The organism is Pseudomonas sp. GV085 (genome assembly GCF_003050925.1).
GTDB lineage: Bacteria > Pseudomonadota > Gammaproteobacteria > Pseudomonadales > Pseudomonadaceae > Aquipseudomonas.
Map to the genome: position 1 here is coordinate 16,378 of NZ_QAOV01000005.1, position 25,647 is coordinate 42,024.

Genomic DNA, 25,647 nt, shown 5'->3' on the forward strand with positions numbered 1-25,647 from the left:
CGGAGTAGCGCCAGCAAAGCGGCATTTCAAACAGGTAAAGAAGGCAAAGCGATACAGGTCCGGCGAGGCCGGCAAAAGAATTCAGGCGCGCCAACGCCAGCGGGCGTGTGCCTTGATGACTTGATCCAGGAGTTTACTGATGATCAACACGGGGAAGGTCTCGTTCGTACGTCCCGGCACAGTAACTTAGCTGGGCAGAGCGCGCAATATCGCCGGGGGCACTGCCCGCGAAACTATCAAAGGCTTCGCGACAGATGGCAAAAGGCCGGGAGTTTTTGGTACTGTCGTTTCGTTCACTAAAACAATAAATAAACGGACTTGCTCATGATCAAACAGTCGTTGTTTGTACCGCTCGCAGGATGCTTGCTCGCGATCGCATGCGCCCAGGCGAACGCCGCACCCAATCCTTATACAAATTTCGTTGTCTTCGGGGACAGCCTCAACGATGCAGGGACCTTTGCCGACACGGGCGGGCCAGCCGGGGCGACACAGCGCTTCACCAACCGGACGGGGCCGGTGTACCTGGATGGCAGCGGCGAAGTCCGCTCGCTCAACTCCACACAGATTCTGGGCGGAAAACTGGGGTTTTCAGCGGACCAGACGGCATCCTCTGCTTCAGCCGTTCGCGCCAACGAAGGCCTGCCTGATGGTAACAACTGGGCTGTAGGCGGCTACCGTACCGACCAGATTCTTGATTCGATTACCAGCATCTCCGCCACCGGCGAACGCACCCGGGCCGGCTATCTTCCATCCAATAACTTCCGTGCCGACCCGAACGCACTGTATTACCTGTCGGGTGGCGGCAACGACTTCCTGCAAGGACGCGTCACCAGCCTGCCACAGGCCAGTGCCGCCGCCGACCGCCTGGCCGACAGCGTGCAGACGCTGCAAACCGCCGGTGCCAAATACGTCATGGTCTGGTTGCTGCCCGATATCGGCTTTACCCCGGCGTTCAATGGCACCCCGCTGCAAGCGTTCACGTCCCAACTCAGCGCCCAGTTCAATACTGAACTGGTAAGTCGACTGCAGAACATCAATGCAGAAATTATCCCGCTCAACATTCCGGTACTGCTCAAAGAGACGTTCGCCAATCCGGTGCAGTTTGGCCTGGCCACCGACCAGAATCTCATCGCCACATGCTTCAGCGGCAGCGGCTGCACCGAAAACGCCCGTTACGGCATCAACAGCGCCACACCAGACCCGACCAAGCTGATCTACAACGACTCCGTGCATCCCACCGAAGCCGGGCAGCGCCTGATTGCCGATTACGCGTATTCCCTGCTGGCAGCGCCGTGGGAGCTGACATTACTGCCGGAAATGGCCCAAGGCACCGTGCGCGCGCATCAGGATGAATTGCGCAACCAGTGGCTGGCCGATTGGGAAAACTGGCAAGGTGTCGGCCAATGGCGAGCCATTGTTTCCGGCGGCGGACAGCATCAGGACTTTGACGGTCAGGACAGCGTGGCAAGCGCCGACGGCAACGGAGCCAACCTGAACATCGGTGGCAGCTATCGCCTTGACGATGCATGGCGCGTCGGTTTGGTGGCCGGTTTCTATAACCAGAAACTCGAAGCCGGCAGCAACGATTCCGACTACAAGCTCAACACTTACCTGGGCACGGTATTCGCCCAGTACCAGCAAAACCGTGTGTGGGCCGACGCGGCGTTGACGGCCGGGCATCTGGATTACGACAGCCTCAAGCGTAAATTCCAGTTGGGCGCCAACGAACGCAGCGAAAAAGGCGATACCAGCGGCTACGTCGAGGCCTTCAGCGCTCGCCTGGGTTACGACATTGCGCAACAAGCCAGCAGCCCCTGGCACCTGTCGCCGTTTGTCAGCGCCGATTTCGCCAAGGTGCAAGTCGACGGTTACTCGGAGGACGGCAACAACTCCACGGCACTGACCTTCGCCGATCAGGAGCGTATTTCCCGGCGTCTTGGCGCTGGCCTGCAGGGCAAATACCAGATCACCCCGCAAACCCAGGTTTTTGGCGAAGCAGCAGTCGAACGTGAGTACAACGATGATACCCAGGACGTGAGCATCAACCTCAACAGCCTGCCAAACAACCAGTTCACGCTGGAAGGCTACACCCCGCAAAGTCATTTGCAACGTGTGAATCTGGGCGTGAGCCACAACCTCACCCAGGACCTGGCATTGCGCGCCAGCTACAACATCCGCAAGGACGACGATTTCACCCAACAGGGCATCAACGTAGGTGTTGCGCTGGACTTCTGATGTGCAGCCAATAAAAAACGCGGCGCCCTCACAGGCGCCGCGTTTTTTTGGTGTACGCAAATCCCCTGTAGGAGCTAGCTTGCTAGCGAAGGTATGTCAGTCGACACTGTGTTGCTGACACTCCTTCGCTAGCAAGCTAGCTCCTACAGTAGGTTTTGCGTGGATCAGGTATTCGGGGTTTGTTCCGCCAGGGCAACGGCGCGGAACATCGCGCGGCGCTTGTTCAGGGTTTCTTCCCATTCCAGCGCCGGCACCGAGTCGGCGACGATGCCACCACCGGCCTGCACGTGCAGTTCGCCGTTCTTGATCACCGCCGTGCGGATCGCAATGGCGGTGTCCATGTTGCCGTTCCAGGCAAAGTAACCGACCGCACCGCCGTAGACGCCACGCTTGACCGGCTCCAGTTCGTCGATGATTTCCATCGCGCGAATCTTCGGTGCGCCGGACAAGGTGCCCGCCGGCAGAATCGCTCGCAGTGCATCCATGGCCGTCAACCCGGATTTCAGTTGCCCGGTGACGTTGGACACGATGTGCATCACGTTGGAGTAACGCTCGATGACCATTTTCTCGGTGAGTTTCACCGAGCCGATTTCCGATACGCGACCGGTGTCGTTGCGACCGAGGTCGATCAGCATCAAGTGTTCGGCGATTTCCTTGTCGTCGGACAGCAGGTCTTTTTCCAGCGCCAGGTCAGCCTCTTCGTTGGCGCCCCGCGGACGGGTGCCGGCAATCGGGCGCACGGTGATCAGGTTATCTTCGACCCGCACCAGCACTTCCGGCGAACTGCCGACGACGTGGAAGTCGCCGAAGTTGAAGAAGTACATGTAAGGCGTAGGGTTGAAGCAGCGCAGCGCGCGATACAGATCGATCGGCGCCGCCTTGAAGTCGATCGACATGCGCTGAGACGGCACGACTTGCATGCAGTCACCGGCCAGGATGTATTCCTTGATCGTGTCGACGGCTTTTTCGTAATCGTCCTGGGTGAAGCTGGAGCGGAACACCGGGTCAGCCGATTGTTGCTTGCTGAAGTCCAGGCCACGGCGTGGGGTGATCGGCTGACGGAGTTTTTCCAGCAGATCTTCCAGGCGTGCGCGACCTTGTTCGAAGGCGTCTTCCTGCGCCGGGTCGGCCAGGACGATTGCGTGCATCTTGCCGGCCAGGTTATCAAACACCACCACGGCGTCGGAGACCATCAGCAGAATGTCAGGCACGCCCAGCGGATCCGGGTTCGGGCACTTGCCCAGACGCTTCTCCACATAACGCACGCAGTCATAACCAAAGTAACCCACCAGGCCGCCATTGAAACGCGGCAGGCCGGCAATGGTCGGCACGTTGTAGCGAGCCTTGAAAGCTTCGACGAAGGCCAGCGGGTCTTCCACGTCGTGGCTTTCGGTCTCGACTCCATCGACGGTCACGCTGACGTGATGATCGTGAACCCGCAGTACGGTGCGGCACGGCAGGCCGATGATCGAGTAACGGCCCCACTTCTCGCCGCCCTGTACGGACTCCAGCAAGTAGGAATTGGGCTCGTCGGCCAGTTTCAGGTAGATCGACAGCGGCGTGTCGAAGTCGGCCAGGGTTTCACAGGCAAGCGGGATGCGGTTGTAGCCGGCAGCGGCCAAACGCAGGAATTCTTCGCGGATCATGAGGTGCCTCGTGGCTTGAGGGTCGAACAGTCAGGTATGCAAACGCGCCGGATAATCGGCCAGAATCAAGTCAGGCGCGCCAACGCCAGCGGGCCAGGGCCTTCATGACTTTCATCCAGAGTTTGCGAGTGACCACCACGATGGCGTTTCCAGAAAGGAATTGAGAAGCGTCGGGCAACGTTATCTCAGCGGCCGTAGCGAGGCAACCGGGAATTAGCTTGCGCAGGTCGTCGATCACCAGTGCCGGCGATTCTTCGGCAATCGGCCGGCCGTGGTTATAGCCGTAGCTCAAGGCCACGCATTTGACCCCCGCCGCTTTCGCCGCCAGCACATCGCTGCGCGAATCGCCGACGAACAACGACTGCGAAGCCGGAATGTTGGCCATTTTCATCACGAAAAACAGCGCGGCCGGGTCGGGTTTTTTCTGTGGCAGGGTGTCGCCGCCAATAATCCAGCGGAAGTAACGACCAATTTTCATCTGGTCCAGCAGCGGTGCGACGAAGCGCTCTGGCTTGTTAGTGATCAGCGCCATCTCGACGCCCTGCTTTTTCAGCCATTTGAGCGTGTCGCGCACACCGGGGTAAACCACGGTCAACTCATGGCCCTCGCCATAAGCCTGCATGAAATACTCCAGCGCCCGTTCGGCCTCATGGTCATCGACCGCCGAATGATCGATAGCACCAGCCAGCGCACGACGCACCAGCACTGGCGCGCCGTTTCCGACCCATTCGCGTACCGCGTCCAGACCGGCGGGCTTACGACCGAGTTTGAGCAGCATCTTGTCCACAGCCACTGCCAGATCCGGGACCGAGTCGATCAACGTACCGTCCAGATCGAACATCACCAGCCGCGGCAGTTTCCCCGGGAACAGCTGCTCAAAGCCACTCATGGGCGAGCCAGCGCCAGTTCGGTACGCATCTTGTCGATGACTTCCTGATAGTTCGGCGCATTGAAGATGGCCGAGCCGGCGACGAAGGTGTCGGCACCGGCCGCCGCGATTTCGCGAATGTTGTTCACGTTCACGCCACCGTCGATTTCCAGGCGAATGTCACGGCCGGAGGCATCGATCAACGCCCGCGCTTCACGCAGTTTGTCGAGGGTGCCGGGGATGAACTTCTGCCCGCCGAAACCCGGGTTGACGCTCATCAGCAGAATCATGTCGACCTTGTCCATCACGTACTTGAGTACGTCCAGCGGGGTCGCCGGGTTGAACACCAGGCCCGACTTGCAGCCGCCTTCGCGGATCAATTGCAGAGAGCGGTCGACGTGCTGGGTGGCTTCCGGGTGGAAGGTGATGTAAGTCGCCCCAGCTTCGATGAAGTCGCCCACGATGCGGTCCACCGGGCTGACCATCAGGTGCGCGTCGATCGGCGCGGTCACGCCGTACTTGCGCAGCGCCGAGCAGACCATCGGGCCGATGGTCAGGTTCGGCACATAGTGATTGTCCATGACATCGAAGTGCACGAAGTCGGCGCCGGCGGCCAGGACGTTATCCACTTCTTCACCCAGTCGGGCGAAGTCGGCGGAGAGAATCGACGGAGCAATTACGAAGGGCTGCATGACGCACCTTTTCTGAGCAGAATCACGATGGCGCGCATTGTATACCTCATGCTTTGACGCGCGCACCGTGAGCGCGATGATTGGACCTTGCCATCACCCATCAACGGCAGAAGCCCTGGTACGCCGCGCGATAGATCTTTTCGATATCGACGGCACTCAACTTACGAGGATTGTTAGGAATCAAACGCTCGATCTGCGTTCGCCAATCTGCACCTGTGCCAGTTCTACTGTGCCGGATTTCACCAATGCGACATCAGTGACGATCAGTGGGTTGTCGATGTCCAGACGCGCCAGCTCGGCAGACAATTACTCGATGGCACCTGCGCCGGTGATCAGTTTGTGAGCGATTTTGAAAGAGGAAAGACTCATGTGCGCAGTCTCTTGTAGGTAGGGGAGCTGGGCACAATCGTAGCTGGGGATTGCGGGTTGTCTTCCATTCAGCTCGTGAATGACCGGCCCTGCCCAAAACCACCAAAAACACCTGTAGGAGCGAGCCTGCTCGCGATGAACCTGAGAGCGCCGCGGGGTGTCAGATTTCCCGCGTTGTCGTTGAAGTTCATCGCGAGCAGGCTCGCTCCTACAGTTGATCGGGTGATCCGTCAGACCTGCGCAGTACGCAGTTTCTCGCTTCGCCCGCGCAGCCATTCCAGGGTCAGCAGCAGGATCACCGAGAAGGCAATCAGCAGCGTCGCGGCTGCAGCGATGGTCGGGCTGAGGTTTTCGCGGATGCCGCTGAACATCTGCCGTGGCAGGGTCGCTTGTTCAGGGCCTGCGAGGAACAGCGTCACCACCACTTCATCGAACGAAGTCGCGAAGGCGAACAACGCCCCCGAGATCACGCCCGGCGCGATCAGTGGCAAGGTCACACGGCGGAACGTGGTCAACGGTGAAGCGCCCAGGCTCGCAGCGGCCCGCACCAGGTTGTGATTGAACCCCTGCAACGTCGCCGACACGGTAATGATCACAAACGGCACACCCAACACCGCATGCACGACGATCAGCGAGGTATAGCTGTTGCCGAATCCCAGTGGAGCGAAGGTCAGGTAACTGGCCACACCAATGATCACCACCGGCACCACCATCGGCGAAATCACCAGCGCCATCACCAGCGGCTTGCCTGGAAAATCGCCTCGGGTCAGGCCGATCGCCGCCAGCGTGCCGAAGATCATGGCCAGTACCGTCGCCGCCGGGGCCACGATGATGCTGTTCTTCAACGAACGCATCCATTCCGCCGAGGCAAAGAAGTCCTGGTACCAGTGCAGCGAAAAGCCTTGCAGCGGATAGACCAGAAAACTGCCGGAGTTGAACGATAGCGGAATGATCACCAGTACCGGCAGGATCAGGAACAACAGAATCAAGCCGCAGAGAATCCGCAAGCTGTAGAACCACACCCGTTCGATGGGCGACATATAAGGACTCAGCATTTCGTTCTCCCCTTAGCTCAGGCGCAGGCGGCTCGCGCCCACCAGCCAGCTGTAAATCAGATAAAGCACCACAGTCGCCAGCAGCAACAATCCACCGAGTGCGGTCGCCATGCCCCAGTTGATGCTGGTGTTGGTGTAGAAGGCGACGAAGTAGCTGACCATTTGATCGTTCGGGCTGCCCAGCAATGCCGGGGTGATGTAGTAGCCGATGGCGAGGATGAACACCAACAGGCAACCGGCGCCGACACCGGCATAGGTCTGCGGGAAGTACACCCGCCAGAAACTGGCAAACGGATGGCAGCCGAGGGAAATCGCGGCGCGCATGTAGGTCGGCGAGATGCCTTTCATCACGCTGTAGATCGGCAGGATCATGAACGGCAGCAGGATGTGCACCATCGAGATGTAGACACCGACGCGGTTGAACACCAGCTCGATCGGCTTATCGATGATGCCCATGGCCATCAGGCCGCTGTTGATCAAGCCACCCGATTGCAGCAACACGATCCACGCCGCGACCCGTACCAGAATCGACGTCCAGAACGGCAACAGCACCAGAATCATCAGCAGGTTGCTTTGGCGCGACGGCAGGTTCGCCAACAGGTAAGCCAGTGGATACGCCAGCACCAGGCAGATCACGGTGATGATCAGGCCCATCCAGAAGGTGCGGGCGAAGATGTCGAGGTAGATCGCCTGATCCGGGGTGGCGGGAGCGATTTCGCCGAGGTCGTCGATGCGATGATCGACGGCCGCCAGCAGGTAATACGGAGTGATGCTGCTGGTGTTGCGGCGTACCGCTTGCCAGTAGGCCGGGTCGCCCCAACGCTCATCGAGGCCTTCCAGCGCTTCTTTATAAGAGGCCGGCTCAGTGGCGAGCGGCAAGGCGCGGGCGGTTTTGGTCAGCAGGCTGCGGTAGCCGGCCAGCTCCATGTTCAAGCGCTTGGACAGATCGCCCAGGGTCTGGTTCTTGCGAGCGTCGGCGAGGTCTTCGGCCGCCGCTTTGTAAACCGGTTCAGCGGGCAGGCCGCGGCCGTCCCAACTGGCGATGGCGGTCACGGTGCGCGGCATTCCGCCGACCACTTCCGGGTTGCCAACGCTTTTGTAGAGCAGCGCCACGATCGGCACCAGGAACACCAGCAACAGAAACAGCACCAGCGGCGCGATCAACGCCTGGGCCTTCCAGCGGTTGACCCGCTCGGCGTGCTTGAGCCGCTGCTTCAAGGTGGGGCTGGTGCCCTCGTTCAGGGGAACGGCGATAGCCATGACGTACTCCGGGAATCTTTGATCGTTACAGAGGCGGCGAACCGCCCCTGTTGTGTTGAAACACCGCAACCTGTAGGAGCGAGCTTGCTCGCGAAGAGGCCAGCACATTCAACATCTGTGTTGATTGACCCACCGCTTTCGCGAGCAAGCTCGCTCCTACAGCGTAAGCCCGCGGTGCGGTCTTACTTGGCAGCCCAGGAATTGAAGCGCTGCTCCAGTTGCTCGCCGTTGTCAGCCCAGAAGCTGACGTCGATCTGCACCTGGTTGGCGATGTTTTCCGGGGTGGTCGGCATGTCTTTCAGGACATCCTTGGACAGCAACGGTACGGCTTGGGTGTTGGCCGGGCCGTAGGCGATGTTTTCCGAGTAGGTCTTCTGCTGTTGTGGCATCACCGAGTAAGCGATGAACTTCTTCGCCGCTTCGGCCCGTGCCTTGTCCAGACCTTTCGGAATGGCCCATGCGTCGAAGTCGTAGATACCGCCGTTCCACACGACTTTCAGGTTGCTTTCTTTCTGCACGGCAGCGATACGACCGTTGTAGGCCGAGCTCATGACCACGTCGCCGGAAGCGAGATATTGCGGCGGTTGTGCGCCGGCTTCCCACCACTGGATGTTCGGCTTGAGCTCATCGAGCTTCTTGAATGCGCGGTCCTGACCGTCTTTACCGGCCAGCACTTTGTAGACGTCTTTCGGCGCAACGCCGTCGGCCATCAGTGCGAATTCAAGGGTGTACTTGGCACCTTTACGCAGGCCACGCTTGCCCGGGAACTGCTTGGTATCCCAGAAATCCACCCAACTGGTCGGCGCGCTTTTCAGCTTGTCGGCGTTGTAGGCCAGTACAGTCGACCACACGAAGAAACCCACGCCGCAAGGCTGGATGGCGCCCTTGACGTAGTCTTCGTTCTTGCCGAACAACTTCGGATCGAGCTGCTCGAACATGTCTTCGTCGCAACCACGGGACAGTTCCGGCGACTCAACCTCTACCAGATCCCAGGACACGCTTTTGGTGTCGACCATGGCCTTGACCTTGGCCATTTCGCCGTTGTACTCACCGGCCACGATCTTGCCGTTACCTGCCGCTTCCCACGGTGCGTAGAAGGCTTTGACCTGAGCCGCCTTGTTCGCCCCGCCAAAGGACACCACGGTCAGGTCCGGGCCGGCCGCCATTGCATGTGTCGCGCCCATCATGCCCAGTGCCAAAGCGGTGAATTTCAGGGATCTCAACATTTATTGTTCTCTCCACGTGCAGGGTTGGTGTTGGTATTGCGGGGCGATCAGTTCGCCTCTAGAAGAGGGTCGAGCGCGCGAACGTGTTCGACCTCCCAGCCAAGCGGTACCACGTCGCCGACGGCGAGCGAGGGATCAAGCTCGGCAATCGGTTGTTTCACGAAGAAGTCGGTCTTGCCGCAGACTTCCATGCGAACCCGGACGTGGTCGCCCAGATAGATGAATTCCTCGACTCGCCCGGAGAAGCGGTTGACGCATTGGTCGCTGGAGCCATTGAGGCTCACTCGCTCCGGACGAATGGACAGGGTCACCGGCTCACCGGTCTGGCCGACGTTAACCGCCAGGGCTTCCACCTTTTCACCGCGTCCGAGCTCGACAATGCAACGGTCGCCGGTTTGGCTGTGCAGGCGGCCATTGAGGCGGTTGTTCTCGCCGATGAAGTTGGCGACGAAGGTGTTCTTTGGCTCTTCGTAGAGGGTGCGCGGCGGCGCGATCTGCTGGATTTCGCCCTGATGGAACACCGCCACACGGTCGGACATGGTCAAGGCTTCGCCCTGATCGTGGGTCACGTAGACCACGGTGACGCCCAGGCGCTGGTGCAGGTGCTTGATCTCCATCTGCATGTGTTCACGCAGTTGTTTGTCGAGTGCGCCGAGGGGCTCGTCCATCAGCACCAGTTGCGGCTCGAACACCAGCGCACGGGCCAATGCCACACGCTGTTGCTGACCGCCGGAAAGCTGCGCCGGGTAGCGCTGGGCGAAGGCATCGAGCTGGACCATGCTCAGCACCCGCTTGACCCGGGCACTGACGTCGCTCTTGTTCATGCCGCGCACGGTCAGCGGAAACGCCAGATTCTCGGCCACCGTCATGTGCGGGAACAATGCGTAGTTCTGGAACACCATGCCGATGTCGCGCTTGTGCGGTGGCACGTTGTTGATGGCGCGCCCCGCCAACAGGATTTCGCCCGCGGTCGGCGTTTCGAAGCCGGCGAGCATCATCAGGCTGGTGGTCTTGCCGGAGCCGGACGGTCCGAGCAAGGTGAGGAATTCGCCTTTGCGAATGTCCAGGTTGAGGTCTTTGACGATCAGGTTCTCGCCGTCGTAGCTCTTCTGCACTCCACGAAAGCTGACCAGAACATCATTGGCCCCTGCACTTGAATCGACCTGGCTCATACCCACACCTTTGTTATTGATGACTGCTGTGGGATTAAGCCTAGTGGACGCTGGGGACCGCGCAAATCGGGGGGTAAGAGAGATTCGCCTCAGCCGGATGGAAGGTTGTGGGTAGGGATTGCCCTACAAGGATGGCGTGTTTTGGCAAATGCAGCGGCGAGTGGTTGGCTGCAAGCCACAAGTCACGGCAAAAGCAGCTCGTCAGGCACGTCGCTATTGGATATGTGCACAATTCAATGACTGATGGAGATCCCTGTGGGAGCGAGCCTGCTCGCGAAGGCGGACTGTCAGTCGGTATCAATATTGACTGATCGGGCCCCTTCGCGAGCAGGCTCGCTCCCACAGTGTAAGGCGGTGTTGTTTAGAGGAGCTTGTGCTCCATCGCGTACTTCACCAGTTCCGCCAACGAGGTGATGTTGAGCTTCTGCATCAGCCGCGCCTTGTGCGTGCTGATGGTTTTGCTGCTCAGCGCCAGTTGCTGGGCGATGTCGTTGACGTTGGCGCCCTGGGCCAGGCGTTCGAACACTGAAAATTCGCGCTCGGAGAGCAGCGAATGCAATGGACGCGAGTCGGTCAGGCCGACCTCGAAGACCATGCGGTCGGCCAGTTCCGGGTCGATATAACGCCCGCCAGACGCCACTTTGCGAATGGCTGTCAGCAACAGTGCCGGATCGCTGTCCTTGGTCGCATAACCCGCCGCTCCAACCTTGAGCGCCCGGGCGGCCATCTGCGCTTCGTCGTGCATCGACAACACCAGGATCGCCGGCGGATTGTTCAGCGCGCGAATCCGCGGAATCGCTTCCAGACCGTTGACGCCCGGCATGGAGATGTCCAGCAACACCACTTCGCAGGGCACATGACGCAAGGTGTCGAGCAACTGCTCGCCATTGCTCGCCTCCCCCACCACCAGCAGGTCCTTGGCCAGGCCAATCAGCTGCTTGATGCCTTCACGGACGATGGTGTGGTCTTCGGCTACCAGTACACGGATCACAGACTTCTCCAGATTCAAGATCTATCGCGAGCAGGCTCGCCCCCACATTTGGAATGCGTTCCCCCTGTGGGAGCGAGCCTGCTCGCAAAAGCGTCGGCACAGACACCAAAAAATCTTCAGGCTTCGTCCAAAGGCACGCGCACTTCTAATGTCGTGCCCTCACCCGGTTCACTCTCCAGCGACAACTCGCCGCCCAGGATCAACACCCGCTCGCGCATGCCGACGATCCCAAAGGATGTTGGCCTGCCTGGCGCGGCGACAAATCCCACGCCATCATCGCTGACTGTCAGACACAACTCGTCACCTTCCAGCGCCAGCGTCAGTTCAACAGTATGCGCCTGGGCGTGGCGCATGACATTGGTCAGCGCTTCCTGAAGGATCCGGAACAGGCCGATAGCCTTGGCGTCGCTGAGCACTGGCAAATTGTCCGGCACCTGCACCAGACACGGGATCTGCGTGCGCGCCTCGAATCGGCGGGCCTGCCACTCTATGGCCGAGGCGATGCCAGCGTCGAGAATCGGCGGTCGCAATGCCGTGGCCACATCACGGACCAACTGAAACAACTGAGCGATCAAGCGCTTCATGCTGTTCAAGCGCTCGTTCAGACCCGGATCAAGCTGCGCGTAAGCCAGTTCGCACATGGACGTTTCCAGCTTCAACACTGTGAGCATCTGACCCAACTCGTCGTGAACTTCCCGGGCAATGCGCGCTTTTTCTTCCTCGCGCACGCTTTCCAGGTGCGCGGACAACTCACGCAGTTGTTCCCGGGAGCTGGCTAATTCCAGTTCGATGCGCTTGCTCTCGCTGATGTCCCAGACGATCCCGTCCCAGACATAGGCTCCGTCTTCCAGCCGACGGGTGATGGCCTTGATTTCCGCCCAGCGCTGCTCGCCTTGGCGCGTGAGAATTCGCCCCTGCCACGACCAGTCGCTGTCGGTATCCAGCGCATGATCCTGGGTCTGGTGATAGCTGGCCCTGTCATCCGGATGCACGAGGCTGCGCAGACCTTTGTCGCGATGCGCCAGCGTGGCCGGCGAATAACCCACCAGGCTTTCGCTGCCTTCGCTGATGTAGGCAAAGTCGATCTGACCGGTCACCGGCGCTCGCTCCAGGCGGAATACCAGCCCCGGAACATTGGCGGCGATGCCTTGCAGCCGCGCCTCGCTTTCCTGCAAGGCGGCCAGGGCGCGGCGCCGCTCGGTGACGTCGTTGAGGTAAACCACCAGGTATTCGCCATCGCGAAAGCGCAGAAAGCTCAACGAGACATCGGTCGGCAGAATGCTGCCGTCGGCGCGCACGCAATTGGTTTCGAAGCTTTGCGGGCCTTCTTCACTGGCCCGGGCGCGCTTCCACAGGTTCAGCCAGCGGTCCATGTGCAGGCTGGGTTCGAAATCGATCAAGGGCCGATCGATGATCCCACCAGCCGGATAGCCAAGCATGCTTTCCGCCGCGCGGTTGGCGTAGCGCACGTGGCTGTCCCAGTTGACCCAGAGGATACCGACGGTGCTTTGATCGATGGAAAACTGGGTGAGCCGCAATGCCTCTTCGCTGGCGGCGCGCAAGGCAATGTCTTCCTGCGCGGCCATCAAGCGTTGTTCCAGGCTGTGCTGCTGGCGACGCTGCCAGAACACGATGGCCATGCAGCTCAACGCCAGCACGGCCAGCAATAAACAGAGGTTTTGCCAGAAACCCGGGGACTCGGTGAGCCGCGGGTACTTGGGTTGCAGCCATTGATTGTGCAATTGCTCCAGGTCCTTGGCCGGGATAGCCCGCAATGCACTTTCGACGATGCCCGCCAGTTCCGGCTTGTCGCGGCGCGTGGCCACTCGCAGCAGCTGCGGCAAGCCGACATCCCCGACCACCACCAACCCGGCGAACTCCGGCTCGACGGACAGGCGCCCTAATTGCGCCTCATCAACCACCGCATAACCCGCCTGCTGGCCAGTCAGCAATTGCAATGCCTGACGCTCCATCGGGACGCCTTGCAGATTCAGGTGCGGATAGTTGCTACGCAGGTAATCGGCGATGGCGCTGGGCATGCGCACGGCAACGCGGGTCTGGCTGTCGAGCTTTTCCAGCTCGACAGCGCCCGCGCTTTTCTGGTCGCTGACCACCAGTTGCGGCACTCGCATGTAAGGGTCGGAAAACTGCCAGAGGCGCAATCCGCCAGGGGTTTGGGTCAGCCCCGGGGCGATGTCGATTTCGCCCTCGCGTGCAGCCGCCTCCAGTTGCTCAAGGTCGGGAAAGTTGCGCCAGCTCAGTTCGACGTTGAGGGTCTTTGCCAGCCACTTCATCAAGTCGACATTCACCCCGGACAGGCGCTGCAAGCGGCGATCATATTGCGCATAGGGCGCCTGCAACACCACGCCGACCCGCAACTCGTCCTGCTGCGCCAGCCAGTGCTGTTGTTTCGGAGTCAGTTGGGCAACGCGCTCCGGGGGCATGGCCGCCGCCCAACCCATCAAGGGAAACCACAAACAGCCGATAACCCACAGGCAGCGTAAACGCATCATTGAACTCTCACACACTGACAAATACTGACCAACCCATTAGGCTGCCGGAACAACTTCTGGCCTGGAATATCCGATGCCCCCTGTCTACCGCCTGGCACTGCCAGCATTGTGCCTGTCGCTGATCCTGCCATGCGCTTTTTCCGTCGAGGCGGCCGACCCGGCGCCTGCAGCAGCAGAAAAAACCGCCGAAGAAAAACCACTCGAACGTCAGCCGTTGCCTGAGCGTAGTCAGGAAGAAGCGACTGCACTTGAGCGAAAAATTCCGGCTCAGGAACAGCAACAACTGCAAGCGGGCACCGACACGTTTCTGGCCTTGTGGAAACCGGCCAATACCGCCGACCCCAAAGGCGCGGTGATTATCATCCCCGGCGCCGGCGAAACCGTTGACTGGCCGCAAGCGGTCGGTCCTTTGCGGCGCAAACTGCCGGACGCCGAGTGGAGCAGCCTGAGTATCACCTTGCCGGACCTGCAAAGCGATGCCATTGCGCCACGTATCGTAGAAGCAGCGCCAGCTCCCAAGGCCCCCGAAACCGGCAGCAAAGACTCGACCACTGCGGCCCCCATCGAACAGGTAGCCGGAGGCGAGGCCGATGTGGCCGACAAAGTCATCGCCGAAACCACTGAGGAGCAGTCCAAGGCCGATGCCGAGCGCATCTTCGCCCGGATCGACGCCGCACTCGCCTTCGCCGAACAGCAAAGCGCCCGCAGTATCGTGGTGTTGGGGCATGGTTCCGGCGCCTATTGGGCCACGCGTTACCTGAGCGAGAAGCAACCGTCGCAAGTCGAAAAGCTGGTGATGGTCGCCGCCCGGACACCGGTGGCAGCGAAGCCCGGGCTGGCGGAGCTGACCCCGACCCTGAAACTGCCGACCGCGGATATTTACTACAAGGACAAAGCGCCAGATCGCAACGCAGCACTGGAACGCCTGCAGGCCAGCAAGCGCTTGAAGTCATCGGCATTCAGCCAGGTCGCGCTCAAGGCGTTGCCCGATACCAAGGCCGAACAGGAGCAACTGTTCCGGCGGGTGCGGGGCTGGTTGAATCCGCAGAACCTGGCTAATTGACAGACCGAGGCGCCTTCATCGCGAGCAGGCTCGCTCCCACATCAGATCTCCAGCGTTAGAAGATCCCCTGTGGGAGCGAGCCTGCTCGCGATGGGGCAGCCACAAACAACGCGAACCTTCCTTACTAGCGAAAATCCCGCCGCTCCCGAATCAGTGTGTAGGCGTTATGCAGCTCACGCGTTCGCTCGGTAGCCTCACGCACCTGCAACGCCGTCGCGCCACTGCCGGCAATCTTGTCCGGATGATGGCGACTGAGCAGACGCCGATAGGCACGCTTGATCTGCGCCGGTTCAGTAGTGGCCGACACCCCCAAGAGCCTCAAGGCGTCCTGATAACTTGGCACGCTGTTGGCCAATGGCCGCTTCTGCGGCTCATAGTCGTGGGCCAGCGCCTGCACCTGGTGTGGCGTCCAGCCCAGCCACTGGCCCCATTGGCCGATCAATTCACGCTCGCTGCTGCCGGCACGACCATCGGCCCAGACCATTCGCCAGCAGGCGCGCAACACGCCCTCCGCCGCATGGGGCTGGGCACTCAGGCGACGCAGATAACCGCGTAGCCGGTCGCGGCCCGATTTGCCGCGATTGAACGCAGCAATCGCACGACGCTGGGCCGGCTCGGACATGTCCAGCGCACGCATTTCCGCTCGGGCCTGATCGATGTGCCCGGCCATCACCTGGCCGTCGCACTTGGCCAGGCGCCCCAACAGGACAAACAGTAATTCATCGTTACGCAACACCGGGCGACCGCCCAGTTTTTCCCGCAAGTGCCCCCAGCTCTGCAGGTGCAAGCGCCGGTCCAGCGCCTGCCCCAACAATGCGCCGAGCATGGCCCCCGGAAAGCTGGCTATGGCAAAACCCGCTCCGGCTCCGATCAGAGTCCCTGGCCATAGCATGTCAGCGGCTCGCTTCTATTAATGTTTCAACTTCGGCCAGACGCTCGTGAGTGCCGACATCGACCCAGTGCCCCCTCAATTGCTCGCCGGTCACCTGCCCCTCAGCCATGGCTTTGCGCAACAGCGGCGCGAGCTTGAAGGCCCCCGCGGTGCAACCGTCGAACAGCTGCGGATGCAACACGGCGATGCCGCTGTAGGTCAGAGTGTCGGCTTGCGGCTGCCCGTCGGTCACCCGGGTTCCGACCAGGCTGAAGTCCCCGGCCGGATGATGGGGCGGGTTGCTGGCCAGTACTAGGTGCGCCAGGCCGCTGATGGGTTGATGCAGCACACTGAAGTCGTAATCGGTCCAGATGTCGCCATTGACCACCACAAACGCTTCATCCCCCAGCAACGGCAAGGCGCGGAAAATCCCGCCGCCGGTTTCCAGGGGCTCACCCTCCGCCGAGTACTGAATGCTCACGCCATAGCGCGATCCATCGCCCAGGTAGTCTTCGATCTGCCGACCAAGCCAGGCGTGATTGATCACGATGTCGGTGAACCCGGCCGCGGCCAGTGCTCGCAGGTGATATTCGATCAGCGGCACACCGCCTGCACGAACCAGCGGTTTTGGCGTGGTCAGGGTCAGCGGGCGCATGCGCTCGCCTTTTCCCGCAGCCAGAATCATTGCCTTCATGCTTTCACTCCGGCGCGCAGACTGGCCAGCAACACATCCAGCTCGGCCAGTTCAGGGCGGCGAGCGATCACTGCTTCTATGTACGCAAAGAAACGCGGCACATCACCCAGGTAACGCGGTTTGCCGTCGCGATGGCAGATGCGCGCAAAAATGCCGATGACTTTCAGATGGCGTTGCACACCCATCAAATCGCTGGCCCGCAGGAAGTCCTCGAAGTCGGGCTGAACCGGTATTCCGAGGGCGCCCGCTTGCTGCCAGTAGCTTTCGAGCCAGCCGTGAACGCGTTCTTGCGGCCAGCTGAGAAATGCATCCTTGAACAGGCAGGTCACGTCGTAGGTCACCGGGCCATACACCGCATCCTGGAAATCCAGCACACCGGGATTGGGCTCGCTGAGCATCAGGTTGCGCGGCATGTAGTCGCGATGCACCAGGACTTTTGGCTGTGCCAGGGCGCTGTCGATCAACAGTTCGCTGACCTGCTGCCAGAGCACTTGCTGCGCCGCGTCGAATTCAATGCCCAATTCGCGCTTCACGTACCACTCGGGGAACAGTTCCAGCTCACGACGCAGCAAGGCCACGTCATAGCTCGGCAATGGCGCAATCATCGGCAACTGCTGGAAAGCCAGCAATGCTCGCAGGGCATCGTTGAACAAATTGTCGGCGTTTTCGCTGTCGATGACGTCCAGATAGGTCTTGTTGCCCAGGTCATTGAGCAAAAGAAAACCGCGCTCGAGATCTTCGGCATAAATTTTCGGCACATTTATTCCGGATTTCGCCAGCAAAAAGGCGATATCCACGAAGGGTTTACAGTTTTCCTGGGGTGGCGGCGCGTCCATCACGATGAAACTTTTGCCACCGCCTTCCCAGCGAAAATACCGCCGAAAACTCGCGTCGCTGCTGGCCGCAGTCAACGTGGACGGGGGGACGGCGCCCCAACGTTGCTCGGCAAAAAAGGTCGCCAATTGTTCATCGAGCCAAACTTTCAGGTGTTGCAAGCGTACATCTTGATCAGGCATTGCAAGGGTCTCCGACGGCGCTAGCCGTCAAGCGGGTCATGCTTTATTATCCAGCATCTTTTTCAGACCATCGAGAGGCGTGCGGCCCACACCGCGGGCAGATGGCACGCAGGAAGCCCGGACTAATAAGATGGCATTGAAATCCCCCGCGTTTCGTAAAAAATTTCCGTTGTTGGTTACCGGCAGTTTGCTGGCGCTGCAACCCCTTGCCACTTCCTACGTGGTCGCCGCGGAACAGTTTGACTGTTCAGTCTCTGCTTCGGGTTCCTGGGACTGTGCGCCAAAGGCGCCGGCGGCGGCTTTGCCACCGCGTCCCGTTCATGACGGCAGCGCAGTTTCCGCCACCGGCGAAGCCCCGGCCGAGAGCGGCTCCAGCGAAGACGCTGGCGCCAAGCCGGTGCTGGTCACCGAATCCAAAGGCCGTGGCCTGAAGTCACGTAGCGCAGACTACAGTCACCTCGACTGGGTTCCCCGCGAGCAGCTCACCGCCGCACAATTGGCCGAAACCGGTCCTTATTGCTCTGGTTCCTATATCGAACCGATTCGTCCTGGCATGGATGACAAGACGAATAAAAGTGACGCTCCAACCTTTATCGGCGCAAAAGCCTCCCGCTATAAGCAGGATGAGCAGGTCGCGACCCTGGCCGGCGACGTTGTCATGCGCCAGGGCAGCATGCAGGTCGAAGCCGACGAAGCCAACCTGTACCAGGCCGAAAGCCGTGGCGACCTGAACGGCAACGTGCGCATTCGCGACAACGGCGCGCTGATCGTCGGCGACCATGCCGACGTGCAGCTCGACACCGGTGAAGCCAAGGTCGACAACGCCGAATACGTGATGCACAAATCCCGCATCCGCGGTAATGCGCTGTACGCCAAGCGTGCCGAGAACGCGATCATCCGCCTCAAGGATGGTACGTACACCACGTGCGAACCGAACAGCAACGCCTGGCAACTCAAGGGCAACAACATCACCCTGAACCCGGCCACCGGTTTCGGGACAGCGACCAACGTGACGCTGCGGGTCAAGGACATTCCGGTCCTGTACACGCCGTACATCTATTTCCCGATCGACGACCGTCGCCAGTCCGGTTTCCTGCCGCCGACCATTGGCACCGGCAGCGATACCGGCTTCATGCTGGTCACCCCGTACTACTTCAACCTGGCGCCGAACTACGATGCCACGTTGTACCCGCGCTACATGGAGAAGCACGGCTTGTTGATGGAAGGCGAATTCCGCTACCTGACCAAGTCCAGCGAAGGCCAGTTCGGTGCGGCGTACCTCAACGACGAAAGCGACGAGCGCGACAAGCAGTCAGACGCCGAAAAAACCCGCTACATGTACAACTGGCAGCACAAGGGCGGTCTCGACTCCCGAGTGCTCACGCAAGTCGACTACACCAAGATCAGCGATCCGTATTACTTCCAGGATCTGCAGACCGACCAGATTGGCGTGAAAAGCAGTGACTACGTGAACCAACAGGGTTCCGTGACCTATCGTGGCGACAGCTATTCCGCTCGCGTGAACGCCCAGGCATACGAACTGGCGAGCGTGTCGAACATTACGCCGTACGACCGCCTGCCGCAGCTCACGCTCGACGGCATGCTGCCTTATCATCCGGAAGGCCTGGACTTCACGTACAACACTGAACTCGTGCGGTTTGACCGGGATCTGCAGAACGGAACATACTTCGATGAAGACGGTGTTGGCTCTCCCCGTCTCGATACCAACGTTCAAGGTCTGGCTCGCGCCAATGGCGACCGCCTGAATCTCGCGCCTGCCATGAGCCTGCCGATGAACACGACGTACGGTTTCCTGACACCGAAGCTCAAGTACCAGTACACCCAGTACCAACTGGATCTGGACAGCACTGGCAAAGGTCAGATTGCCAGTCAGACCGCAGAACAGGACAAGCTCCTGGGAACGTTTGACAGCAACCAGAATCGCGGCGTGCCGATCGCCAGCATCGACAGCGGCCTGTACTTCGATCGCAATACCCAGTATTTCGGCAAGAACTATCGCCAGACCCTCGAACCGCGCCTGTTCTACCTGTACGTACCTGAGGTCGACCAGGAAGACATCCCGGTATTCGATACCACCGAATACACCTTCAATTATGCGTCGCTGTTCCGTGACAACCGTTTCTCCGGCTCCGACCGTGTCGGCGACGAGAACAAACTGTCCCTGGGCGTGACCAGCCGCTGGATCGAAGACAACGGTTTCGAGCGTCAACGCATCAGTGTCGGCCAGGCCTTATACTTCAAGGACCGCGAAGTTCAGTTGCCGGGTATCGATGCAAAAACCCGCGCCGATGCCCATGCCAGCGTTTCGCCGTACGCACTGGAATACGAATATCGCTGGAACCGCGACTGGCGCACCACAGCCGACTACAACTGGGACCCGGACAGCCGCAGCCCTCGCTCGGGCAGCGCGATGTTCCACTACCAGCCTGAAGACAATCCGAACAAGATCGTCAACTTCGGCTACCGCTATCGCAATGACCAGGTCCGTTACGACCAGAACACCGGTAAATGGACTGTGGGCGGTGGCGACTACGGCACCCCTGGCCAGCCTGGCTTCGTGAAGGATTACTACAAGATCGAACAGCACGACTTCTCGGTGATCTGGCCGATCGTGCCGCAATGGAGCGCTATCAGCCGTTGGCAGTATGACTACAATCGCAACCGTACCCTGGATGCATTCGGTGGTTTCGAGTACGACAACTGCTGCTGGAAACTGCGCCTGATCAACCGTTACTTCGTTGATTATGACGAGTTCAGCCAGCAAGCACCGCAAAACGAAAAAGGCGACCATGGCGTCTTCCTCCAAATTGTTCTGAAGGGACTCGGCGGCCTTACCGGCGCCAAGGCAGAGAGTTTCCTCGACAAAGGCATTCAAGGTTATCGTGAACGTGAAGACCAAGCTTTCTGATTGTCTGCGCCCGCTGATGCTGGGCGCGCTGCTCCTGAGTACGGCGGCCAGCGCCGCCGTACAGTCCATCGACAAGGTGGTGGCCATCGTCGACAACGACGTGGTCATGCAGAGCCAACTGGACCAGCGCGTTCATGACGTTCAGCAAACCATTGCCAAGCGTGGTTCTGCCGTGCCGCCGGCCAGCGTGCTGGAGCAGCAGGTACTTGAGCGCCTGATCGTCGAAAACCTGCAATTGCAGATCGGCGATCGTTCCGGCATCCGCATTACCGATGAAGAGTTGAACCAGGCAGTCGGCACCATTGCCCAGCGCAACAACATGTCGGTCGAGCAGTTCCGCGCCGCCCTGACTCGCGACGGCCTGTCCTATGACGACGCACGTGAGCAGATCCGCCGCGAAATGGTCATCAGCCGTGTGCGCCAACGTCGGGTTGCCGAGCGCATTCAGGTCTCCGAGCAGGAAGTGAAGAACTTCCTGGCGTCAGACCTGGGCAAAATGCAGCTGTCCGAAGAGTTCCACCTGGCCAATATCCTGATTCCTACGCCGGAAAGCGCCAACTCCGATGCGATTCAGAATGCAGCCAAACAGGCCGATGCGATTTACCAGCAGCTCAAGCAGGGCGCTGACTTCGGTCAGTTGGCCATCGCCAAGTCTGCCAGCGAAACCGCACTGGAAGGTGGCGACATGGGCTGGCGTAAAGCCGCTCAATTGCCTCCGCCGTTCGATCGCCTGCTGAGCACCATGCCGGTAGGTGATGTCACCCAGCCAATGCGCACGCCAGGCGGTTTCATCATCCTGAAGATTCTCGGCAAGCGTGGCGGCGAGACCCAGATGCGCGATGAAGTGCATGTGCGCCACATCCTGGTCAAACCGAGCCCAATCCGCGACGAAGCGAAGACCAAGGCCCTGGCCGAGTCGCTCTACAGCCGTATCGAGTCTGGCGAAGACTTCGGCGAGCTGGCGAAAAACTACTCGGAAGACCCGGGTTCTGCCCTCAACGGTGGCGACCTGAGCTGGGTCGACCCGAACGCGCTGGTGCCCGAGTTCCGCGCGGTGATGGCCAAGACCCCGCAAGGTCAACTGTCCAGGCCGTTCCAGACTCAATACGGCTGGCACGTCCTGGAAGTCCTTGGCCGTCGCGCCACCGACAGCACCACACAGGCTCGCGAGCAGCAAGCAATGACCGTTTTGCGTAACCGCAAATACGACGAAGAGCTGCAAACCTGGCTGCGTCAGATCCGTGACGAAGCATACGTGGAAATCAAACTCCCTGGCGCCGACCAGGCAGCGCAGTGAAACCCCAACGTTTCGCGCTGACACCCGGTGAACCAGCCGGCATAGGTCCCGACCTGTGCCTGCTGCTCGCCTCGCAAGCCCAGCCCTACCCCCTGATTGCCATTACCAGCCGCGACCTGCTCACTGAGCGGGCCGCGCAACTGGGCGTGGCTGTCGACTTGCTGCCGGTAAAACCGGACAACTGGCCGGATGCACCCGCGCCCGCCAACAGCCTGTATGTCTGGGATACACCGCTCAATGCCAAGGTCGTCACCGGGCAACTGGACAAGGCCAACGCTGCCTTCGTTCTGGAAACCCTGACTCGGGCCGGCCAGGGCTGCCTGAGCGGGGATTTTGCCGGCATGATCACCGCACCGGTGCACAAAGGCGTGATCAACGAATCCGGTATCGCCTTTTCCGGGCACACGGAATTCCTCGCCGACCTGACCCACACCGCGCAAGTGGTGATGATGCTGGCCACACGCGGCTTGCGCGTGGCTCTGGTGACTACTCACCTGCCCCTTCGCGAGATTGCCGATGCAATCACGCCGGAGCGCCTGGAACGCGTCACGCGAATCCTGCACGCCGACCTGCAAAACAAATTCGGCATCGCCCAGCCACGTATCCTGGTCTGCGGGCTCAACCCCCATGCCGGCGAAGGCGGACACCTGGGCCATGAAGAAATCGATATCATCGAACCCACATTAGAGCGCTTGCGCGGCGAGGGCATGGACCTTCGCGGCCCCCTGCCCGCCGACACTCTGTTTACCCCCAAATATCTGGAGCACTGCGATGCGGTGCTGGCGATGTACCACGACCAGGGCCTGCCGGTGCTGAAGTACAAAGGCTTCGGCGCAGCAGTCAACGTGACCCTCGGCTTGCCGATCATCCGCACCTCGGTCGACCACGGCACAGCCCTGGACCTGGCCGGCAGCGGCAAGATCGACACCGGCAGCCTGCAAGTCGCCCTGGAAACAGCCTACCAGATGGCCGAGACCCGTTTATGACCGAGCACTACCAACACAAGGCGCGCAAACGCTTTGGCCAGAACTTCCTGCACGATGCTGGCGTTATCGACCGTATCCTGCGCTCCATTCATGCCAAGAGCGACGACCGCCTGCTGGAAATCGGACCGGGCCAGGGCGCACTGACCCAAGGCCTGCTCAGCAGCGGCGCGCAACTCGACGTGGTGGAACTGGACAAGGACCTGATCCCGATCCTCAACCAGCAGTTTGCCAGCAAGAGCAACTTCAATCTGCATCAGGGCGATGCACTGAAGTTCGACTTCAACAGCCTGAATGCCGCGCCAGGTAGCCTGCGCGTGGTCGGCAACCTGCCGTACAACATCTCCACGCCACTGATTTTTCACCTACTGCACAACTCGCACCTGATCCGCGACATGCACTTCATGCTGCAAAAGGAAGTGGTCGAGCGCCTGGCTGCCGGTCCTGGTGGAGGTGACTGGGGCCGCCTGTCGATCATGGTTCAGTACCACTGCCGGGTCGAGCACCTTTTCAACGTTGGCCCGGGGGCATTCAACCCGCCGCCGAAAGTCGACTCGGCCATCGTGCGCCTGGTACCCCACGCAGTGCTGCCGCACCCGGCCAAGGATCACCGCTTGCTGGAGCGCGTCGTGCGCGAAGCGTTCAACCAGCGCCGCAAAACCCTGCGCAACACCCTCAAGCTGCTGCTGAGCAATGCCGAAATCGAAGCCGCCGGCGTCGACGGCAGCCTGCGCCCCGAGCAACTCGACCTGGCCGCCTTCGTGCGTCTGGCCGACAAGCTCAGCGAGCAGGCACCACAAACACCTGTTGCAGTCTGACAGGCGATGAGCGCTATCGGGTAGGACACCACTCTGGTCTACTACCCGATACTTGGCCTAGACTGAACCCATCAGCTACGCCCCGCGTCCCGCTTCGTTTTTAAGGCCCCTTGCATGTCCGATCCTCGTTATCAGGTCGACGTCAGCGTCGTCACCCGCTATCTGGCAGACCAATCGCAACCCGAGCACGACCGCTTTGCCTTCGCCTACACCATCACCGTGCAAAACAATGGCCAGATACCCGCCAAACTGCTTTCACGGCACTGGGTCATCACCGATGGCAACGGGCATGTCGAAGAAGTGCGCGGCGCTGGCGTGGTAGGTCAGCAGCCGTTGATCGAGCCTGGCGAGAGCCACACCTACAGCAGCGGCACGGTCCTGACCACCAAGGTCGGCACCATGCAAGGCACCTATCAGATGCTTTCCGACGACGGCAAACATTTCGATGCCATCATCGCGCCCTTCCGCCTGGCGGTGCCCGGAGCCCTGCACTGATGGCGACATACGCGGTTGGTGACCTGCAAGGCTGCCTTCAAGCCCTGCAATGCCTGCTCAAACAAGTGGCGTTCGACCCACAACGGGATCGTCTGTGGCTGGTGGGAGATCTGGTCAACCGCGGCCCGCAGTCTCTGGAAACCTTGCGCTTCCTCTACAGCATTCGCGAATCGCTGGTGTGCGTGCTCGGCAACCACGACCTGCACCTGCTGGCGGCCGGACGCAACATCGAACGCCTGAAGAAGGCCGATACCCTGCGCGAGATCGTTGAAGCGGCGGATTGCGCCGAACTGCTCGAATGGCTGCGCCAGCAAAAGCTCATGCACTATGACGAACAGCGCAACATTGCGCTGGTCCATGCCGGCATTCCACCCCAGTGGTCGCTGCGCAAAGCCTTGAAGTGCGCTGCCGAAGTCGAGACTGCCTTGCGTGACGACAACCTGTTGCCGCCTTACCTCGATGGCATGTACGGCAACGATCCGGCGAAATGGGACAACGACCTCAAAGGCGTGCCGCGTCTGCGGGTGATCACCAACTATTTCACGCGCATGCGTTTTTGCACCGCCGACGGCAAACTCGACCTCAAGAGCAAGGAAGGCCTCGATACCGCGCCCGCCGGCTACAAGCCCTGGTTCCAGCACAAGGAGCGCAAGACCAGGGATGTGAAAATCATCTTCGGTCACTGGGCAGCACTGGAAGGCAAGTGCGACGAGCCGGGCATCTCGGCGCTCGACACCGGTTGCGTCTGGGGCGGCGCACTGACCCTGATGAACGTCGACAGCGGTGAGCGCCTTTCGTGCAAATGCGACGAACACGGTCATGCCGTGCCGCCAGTCGCCTTATCCATACCCCAAATATCGTCAGCCGGCGCCCCGCGCTAGACTGCCCAATCAGCCGAGCCACAGGAGCCCGCCATGAGCGAATTCAAACGTATCCCCCCGGAACAGGCCCAGGCCCTGCGCGAACAAGGCGCGGTGGTGGTCGACGTCCGCGACCCGGCCACTTTTGCCGCCCTGCACATCGCAGGCTCCAGGCATCTGGACAATCATTCCCTGCACGCTTTCATCCAGGGTGCCGACCTCGACGCACCGACCGTGGTGGTCTGCTATCACGGCAATTCCAGCCAGGGCGCGGCCGCCTACCTGATCAGCCAGGGTTTCTCCGACGTCTACAGCATGGATGGCGGATTCGAGTTGTGGCGTACGACCTATCCAGCAGAAACCGCGCAAGGCACCTCCGAATAATTTTTTTGTAACGTTGCAGGCCCCGGCTCCCGCGGGCTGGCGCGGTGGCAGACGAACGGTCTGCCACAAACAATTACGCATCTTGCCTTTCCCTGCCGAATTCCCAACTATCCTTAAGCGCAGGCCATCCAAAACAGGGGAGAGCCGGTACACCGGCGCACGGATCATCGGGAGTAGCTTTCGGGGCGGTAAGCCTTGAGGGAGTTCTGG

At 60.5% G+C, this 25,647-nt stretch carries 21 protein-coding genes and 1 pseudogene; 9 read left to right on the forward strand and 13 right to left on the reverse strand.

The features are described 5' to 3' along the window. Nucleotides 1-324: 324 nt before the first annotated feature. Entirely contained in the window at nucleotides 325-2,235 is a 1,911-nt protein-coding gene (estP, locus tag C8K63_RS11865; RefSeq protein ID WP_108216888.1) for an esterase EstP, read from the forward strand. 164 nt (nucleotides 2,236-2,399) lie between these two features. Here the strand turns inward: estP and trpE are convergent, their stop codons facing one another. From trpE to C8K63_RS11920, 10 genes and pseudogenes are all read right to left on the reverse strand, one after another. Then, complete coding sequence (gene trpE, locus C8K63_RS11870) at nucleotides 2,400-3,881, reverse strand: anthranilate synthase component I (RefSeq protein ID WP_108216889.1); 1,482 nt, start codon at nucleotides 3,879-3,881, stop codon at nucleotides 2,400-2,402. 70 nt (nucleotides 3,882-3,951) lie between these two features. Next, nucleotides 3,952-4,770: a phosphoglycolate phosphatase gene (locus C8K63_RS11875; protein ID WP_108216890.1), complete on the reverse strand. Its 819-nt coding sequence runs from the start codon at nucleotides 4,768-4,770 to the stop codon at nucleotides 3,952-3,954. Further along, the gene (gene rpe, locus C8K63_RS11880) at nucleotides 4,767-5,441 is read right to left on the reverse strand and encodes a ribulose-phosphate 3-epimerase (protein ID WP_108216891.1); all 675 of its coding nucleotides are present in this window, start codon (nucleotides 5,439-5,441) and stop codon (nucleotides 4,767-4,769) included. The genes C8K63_RS11875 and rpe overlap by 4 nt, the downstream gene beginning before the upstream one ends. Nucleotides 5,442-5,636: 195 nt before the next feature. After that, a pseudogene (locus tag C8K63_RS11885) lies at nucleotides 5,637-5,810 on the reverse strand (alcohol dehydrogenase); the annotation flags it as partial. A 230-nt stretch (nucleotides 5,811-6,040) separates the two neighbouring features. Beyond that, on the reverse strand, nucleotides 6,041-6,865 hold the full coding sequence (locus C8K63_RS11890; protein WP_007986034.1) for an ABC transporter permease: 825 nt from the start codon (nucleotides 6,863-6,865) through the stop codon (nucleotides 6,041-6,043). A 12-nt stretch (nucleotides 6,866-6,877) separates the two neighbouring features. Beyond that, nucleotides 6,878-8,125: an ABC transporter permease gene (locus C8K63_RS11895; protein ID WP_108216892.1), complete on the reverse strand. Its 1,248-nt coding sequence runs from the start codon at nucleotides 8,123-8,125 to the stop codon at nucleotides 6,878-6,880. A 182-nt stretch (nucleotides 8,126-8,307) separates the two neighbouring features. Then, nucleotides 8,308-9,351, reverse strand: coding sequence for an ABC transporter substrate-binding protein (locus C8K63_RS11905; RefSeq protein WP_108216893.1), 1,044 nt, complete (start codon nucleotides 9,349-9,351; stop codon nucleotides 8,308-8,310). 47 nt (nucleotides 9,352-9,398) lie between these two features. Continuing rightward, nucleotides 9,399-10,523 (reverse strand): ABC transporter ATP-binding protein, encoded by a 1,125-nt coding sequence (locus C8K63_RS11910; RefSeq protein WP_108216894.1) that lies wholly within the window; start codon nucleotides 10,521-10,523, stop codon nucleotides 9,399-9,401. Nucleotides 10,524-10,884: 361 nt separating this feature from the next. After that, on the reverse strand, nucleotides 10,885-11,514 hold the full coding sequence (locus C8K63_RS11915) for a response regulator transcription factor (RefSeq protein WP_008051638.1): 630 nt from the start codon (nucleotides 11,512-11,514) through the stop codon (nucleotides 10,885-10,887). A 116-nt stretch (nucleotides 11,515-11,630) separates the two neighbouring features. Then, entirely contained in the window at nucleotides 11,631-14,027 is a 2,397-nt protein-coding gene (locus C8K63_RS11920; RefSeq protein WP_108216895.1) for a PAS domain S-box protein, read from the reverse strand. A 73-nt stretch (nucleotides 14,028-14,100) separates the two neighbouring features. On the opposite strand from C8K63_RS11920, the gene C8K63_RS11925 reads away from it, so the two are divergent. Next, nucleotides 14,101-15,090 (forward strand): alpha/beta hydrolase family protein, encoded by a 990-nt coding sequence (locus C8K63_RS11925; protein WP_108216896.1) that lies wholly within the window; start codon nucleotides 14,101-14,103, stop codon nucleotides 15,088-15,090. Nucleotides 15,091-15,214: 124 nt separating this feature from the next. Here the strand turns inward: C8K63_RS11925 and C8K63_RS11930 are convergent, their stop codons facing one another. The 3 genes from C8K63_RS11930 to C8K63_RS11940 are packed head-to-tail and all read right to left on the reverse strand — an operon-like array spanning nucleotide 15,215 to nucleotide 17,671. After that, a complete protein-coding gene (locus tag C8K63_RS11930; protein WP_108216897.1) occupies nucleotides 15,215-15,982 on the reverse strand; it encodes a TerB family tellurite resistance protein in 768 nt (255 codons plus the stop codon). Nucleotide 15,983: 1 nt separating this feature from the next. After that, nucleotides 15,984-16,655: an N-acetylmuramate alpha-1-phosphate uridylyltransferase MurU gene (gene murU, locus C8K63_RS11935; protein ID WP_108216898.1), complete on the reverse strand. Its 672-nt coding sequence runs from the start codon at nucleotides 16,653-16,655 to the stop codon at nucleotides 15,984-15,986. Then, entirely contained in the window at nucleotides 16,652-17,671 is a 1,020-nt protein-coding gene (locus C8K63_RS11940; protein ID WP_108216899.1) for an aminoglycoside phosphotransferase family protein, read from the reverse strand. Before C8K63_RS11940 ends, murU begins: the two co-directional genes overlap by 4 nt. 130 nt (nucleotides 17,672-17,801) lie before the next feature. On the opposite strand from C8K63_RS11940, the gene C8K63_RS11945 reads away from it, so the two are divergent. From C8K63_RS11945 to glpE, 7 genes are all read left to right on the forward strand, one after another. Next, nucleotides 17,802-20,600: an LPS-assembly protein LptD gene (locus C8K63_RS11945; protein ID WP_108216900.1), complete on the forward strand. Its 2,799-nt coding sequence runs from the start codon at nucleotides 17,802-17,804 to the stop codon at nucleotides 20,598-20,600. Then, nucleotides 20,575-21,897, forward strand: coding sequence for a peptidylprolyl isomerase SurA (gene surA, locus C8K63_RS11950; protein WP_177413281.1), 1,323 nt, complete (start codon nucleotides 20,575-20,577; stop codon nucleotides 21,895-21,897). The genes C8K63_RS11945 and surA overlap by 26 nt, the downstream gene beginning before the upstream one ends. Continuing rightward, entirely contained in the window at nucleotides 21,894-22,883 is a 990-nt protein-coding gene (gene pdxA / locus C8K63_RS11955) for a 4-hydroxythreonine-4-phosphate dehydrogenase PdxA (protein ID WP_108216901.1), read from the forward strand. Before surA ends, pdxA begins: the two co-directional genes overlap by 4 nt. Beyond that, nucleotides 22,880-23,698 (forward strand): 16S rRNA (adenine(1518)-N(6)/adenine(1519)-N(6))-dimethyltransferase RsmA, encoded by an 819-nt coding sequence (gene rsmA, locus C8K63_RS11960; RefSeq protein ID WP_108216902.1) that lies wholly within the window; start codon nucleotides 22,880-22,882, stop codon nucleotides 23,696-23,698. Before pdxA ends, rsmA begins: the two co-directional genes overlap by 4 nt. Before the next feature lie 114 nt (nucleotides 23,699-23,812). Beyond that, nucleotides 23,813-24,193: a Co2+/Mg2+ efflux protein ApaG gene (gene apaG, locus C8K63_RS11965; RefSeq protein WP_108216903.1), complete on the forward strand. Its 381-nt coding sequence runs from the start codon at nucleotides 23,813-23,815 to the stop codon at nucleotides 24,191-24,193. Next, nucleotides 24,193-25,074 carry a symmetrical bis(5'-nucleosyl)-tetraphosphatase gene (locus C8K63_RS11970; RefSeq protein ID WP_108216904.1) on the forward strand — a complete coding sequence of 294 codons (882 nt, stop codon included), beginning with the start codon at nucleotides 24,193-24,195 and terminating at the stop codon, nucleotides 25,072-25,074. The genes apaG and C8K63_RS11970 overlap by 1 nt, the downstream gene beginning before the upstream one ends. 33 nt (nucleotides 25,075-25,107) lie before the next feature. Further along, nucleotides 25,108-25,437 (forward strand): thiosulfate sulfurtransferase GlpE, encoded by a 330-nt coding sequence (glpE, locus tag C8K63_RS11975; RefSeq protein WP_060541633.1) that lies wholly within the window; start codon nucleotides 25,108-25,110, stop codon nucleotides 25,435-25,437. The last annotated feature ends 210 nt before the right edge of the window (nucleotides 25,438-25,647 follow it).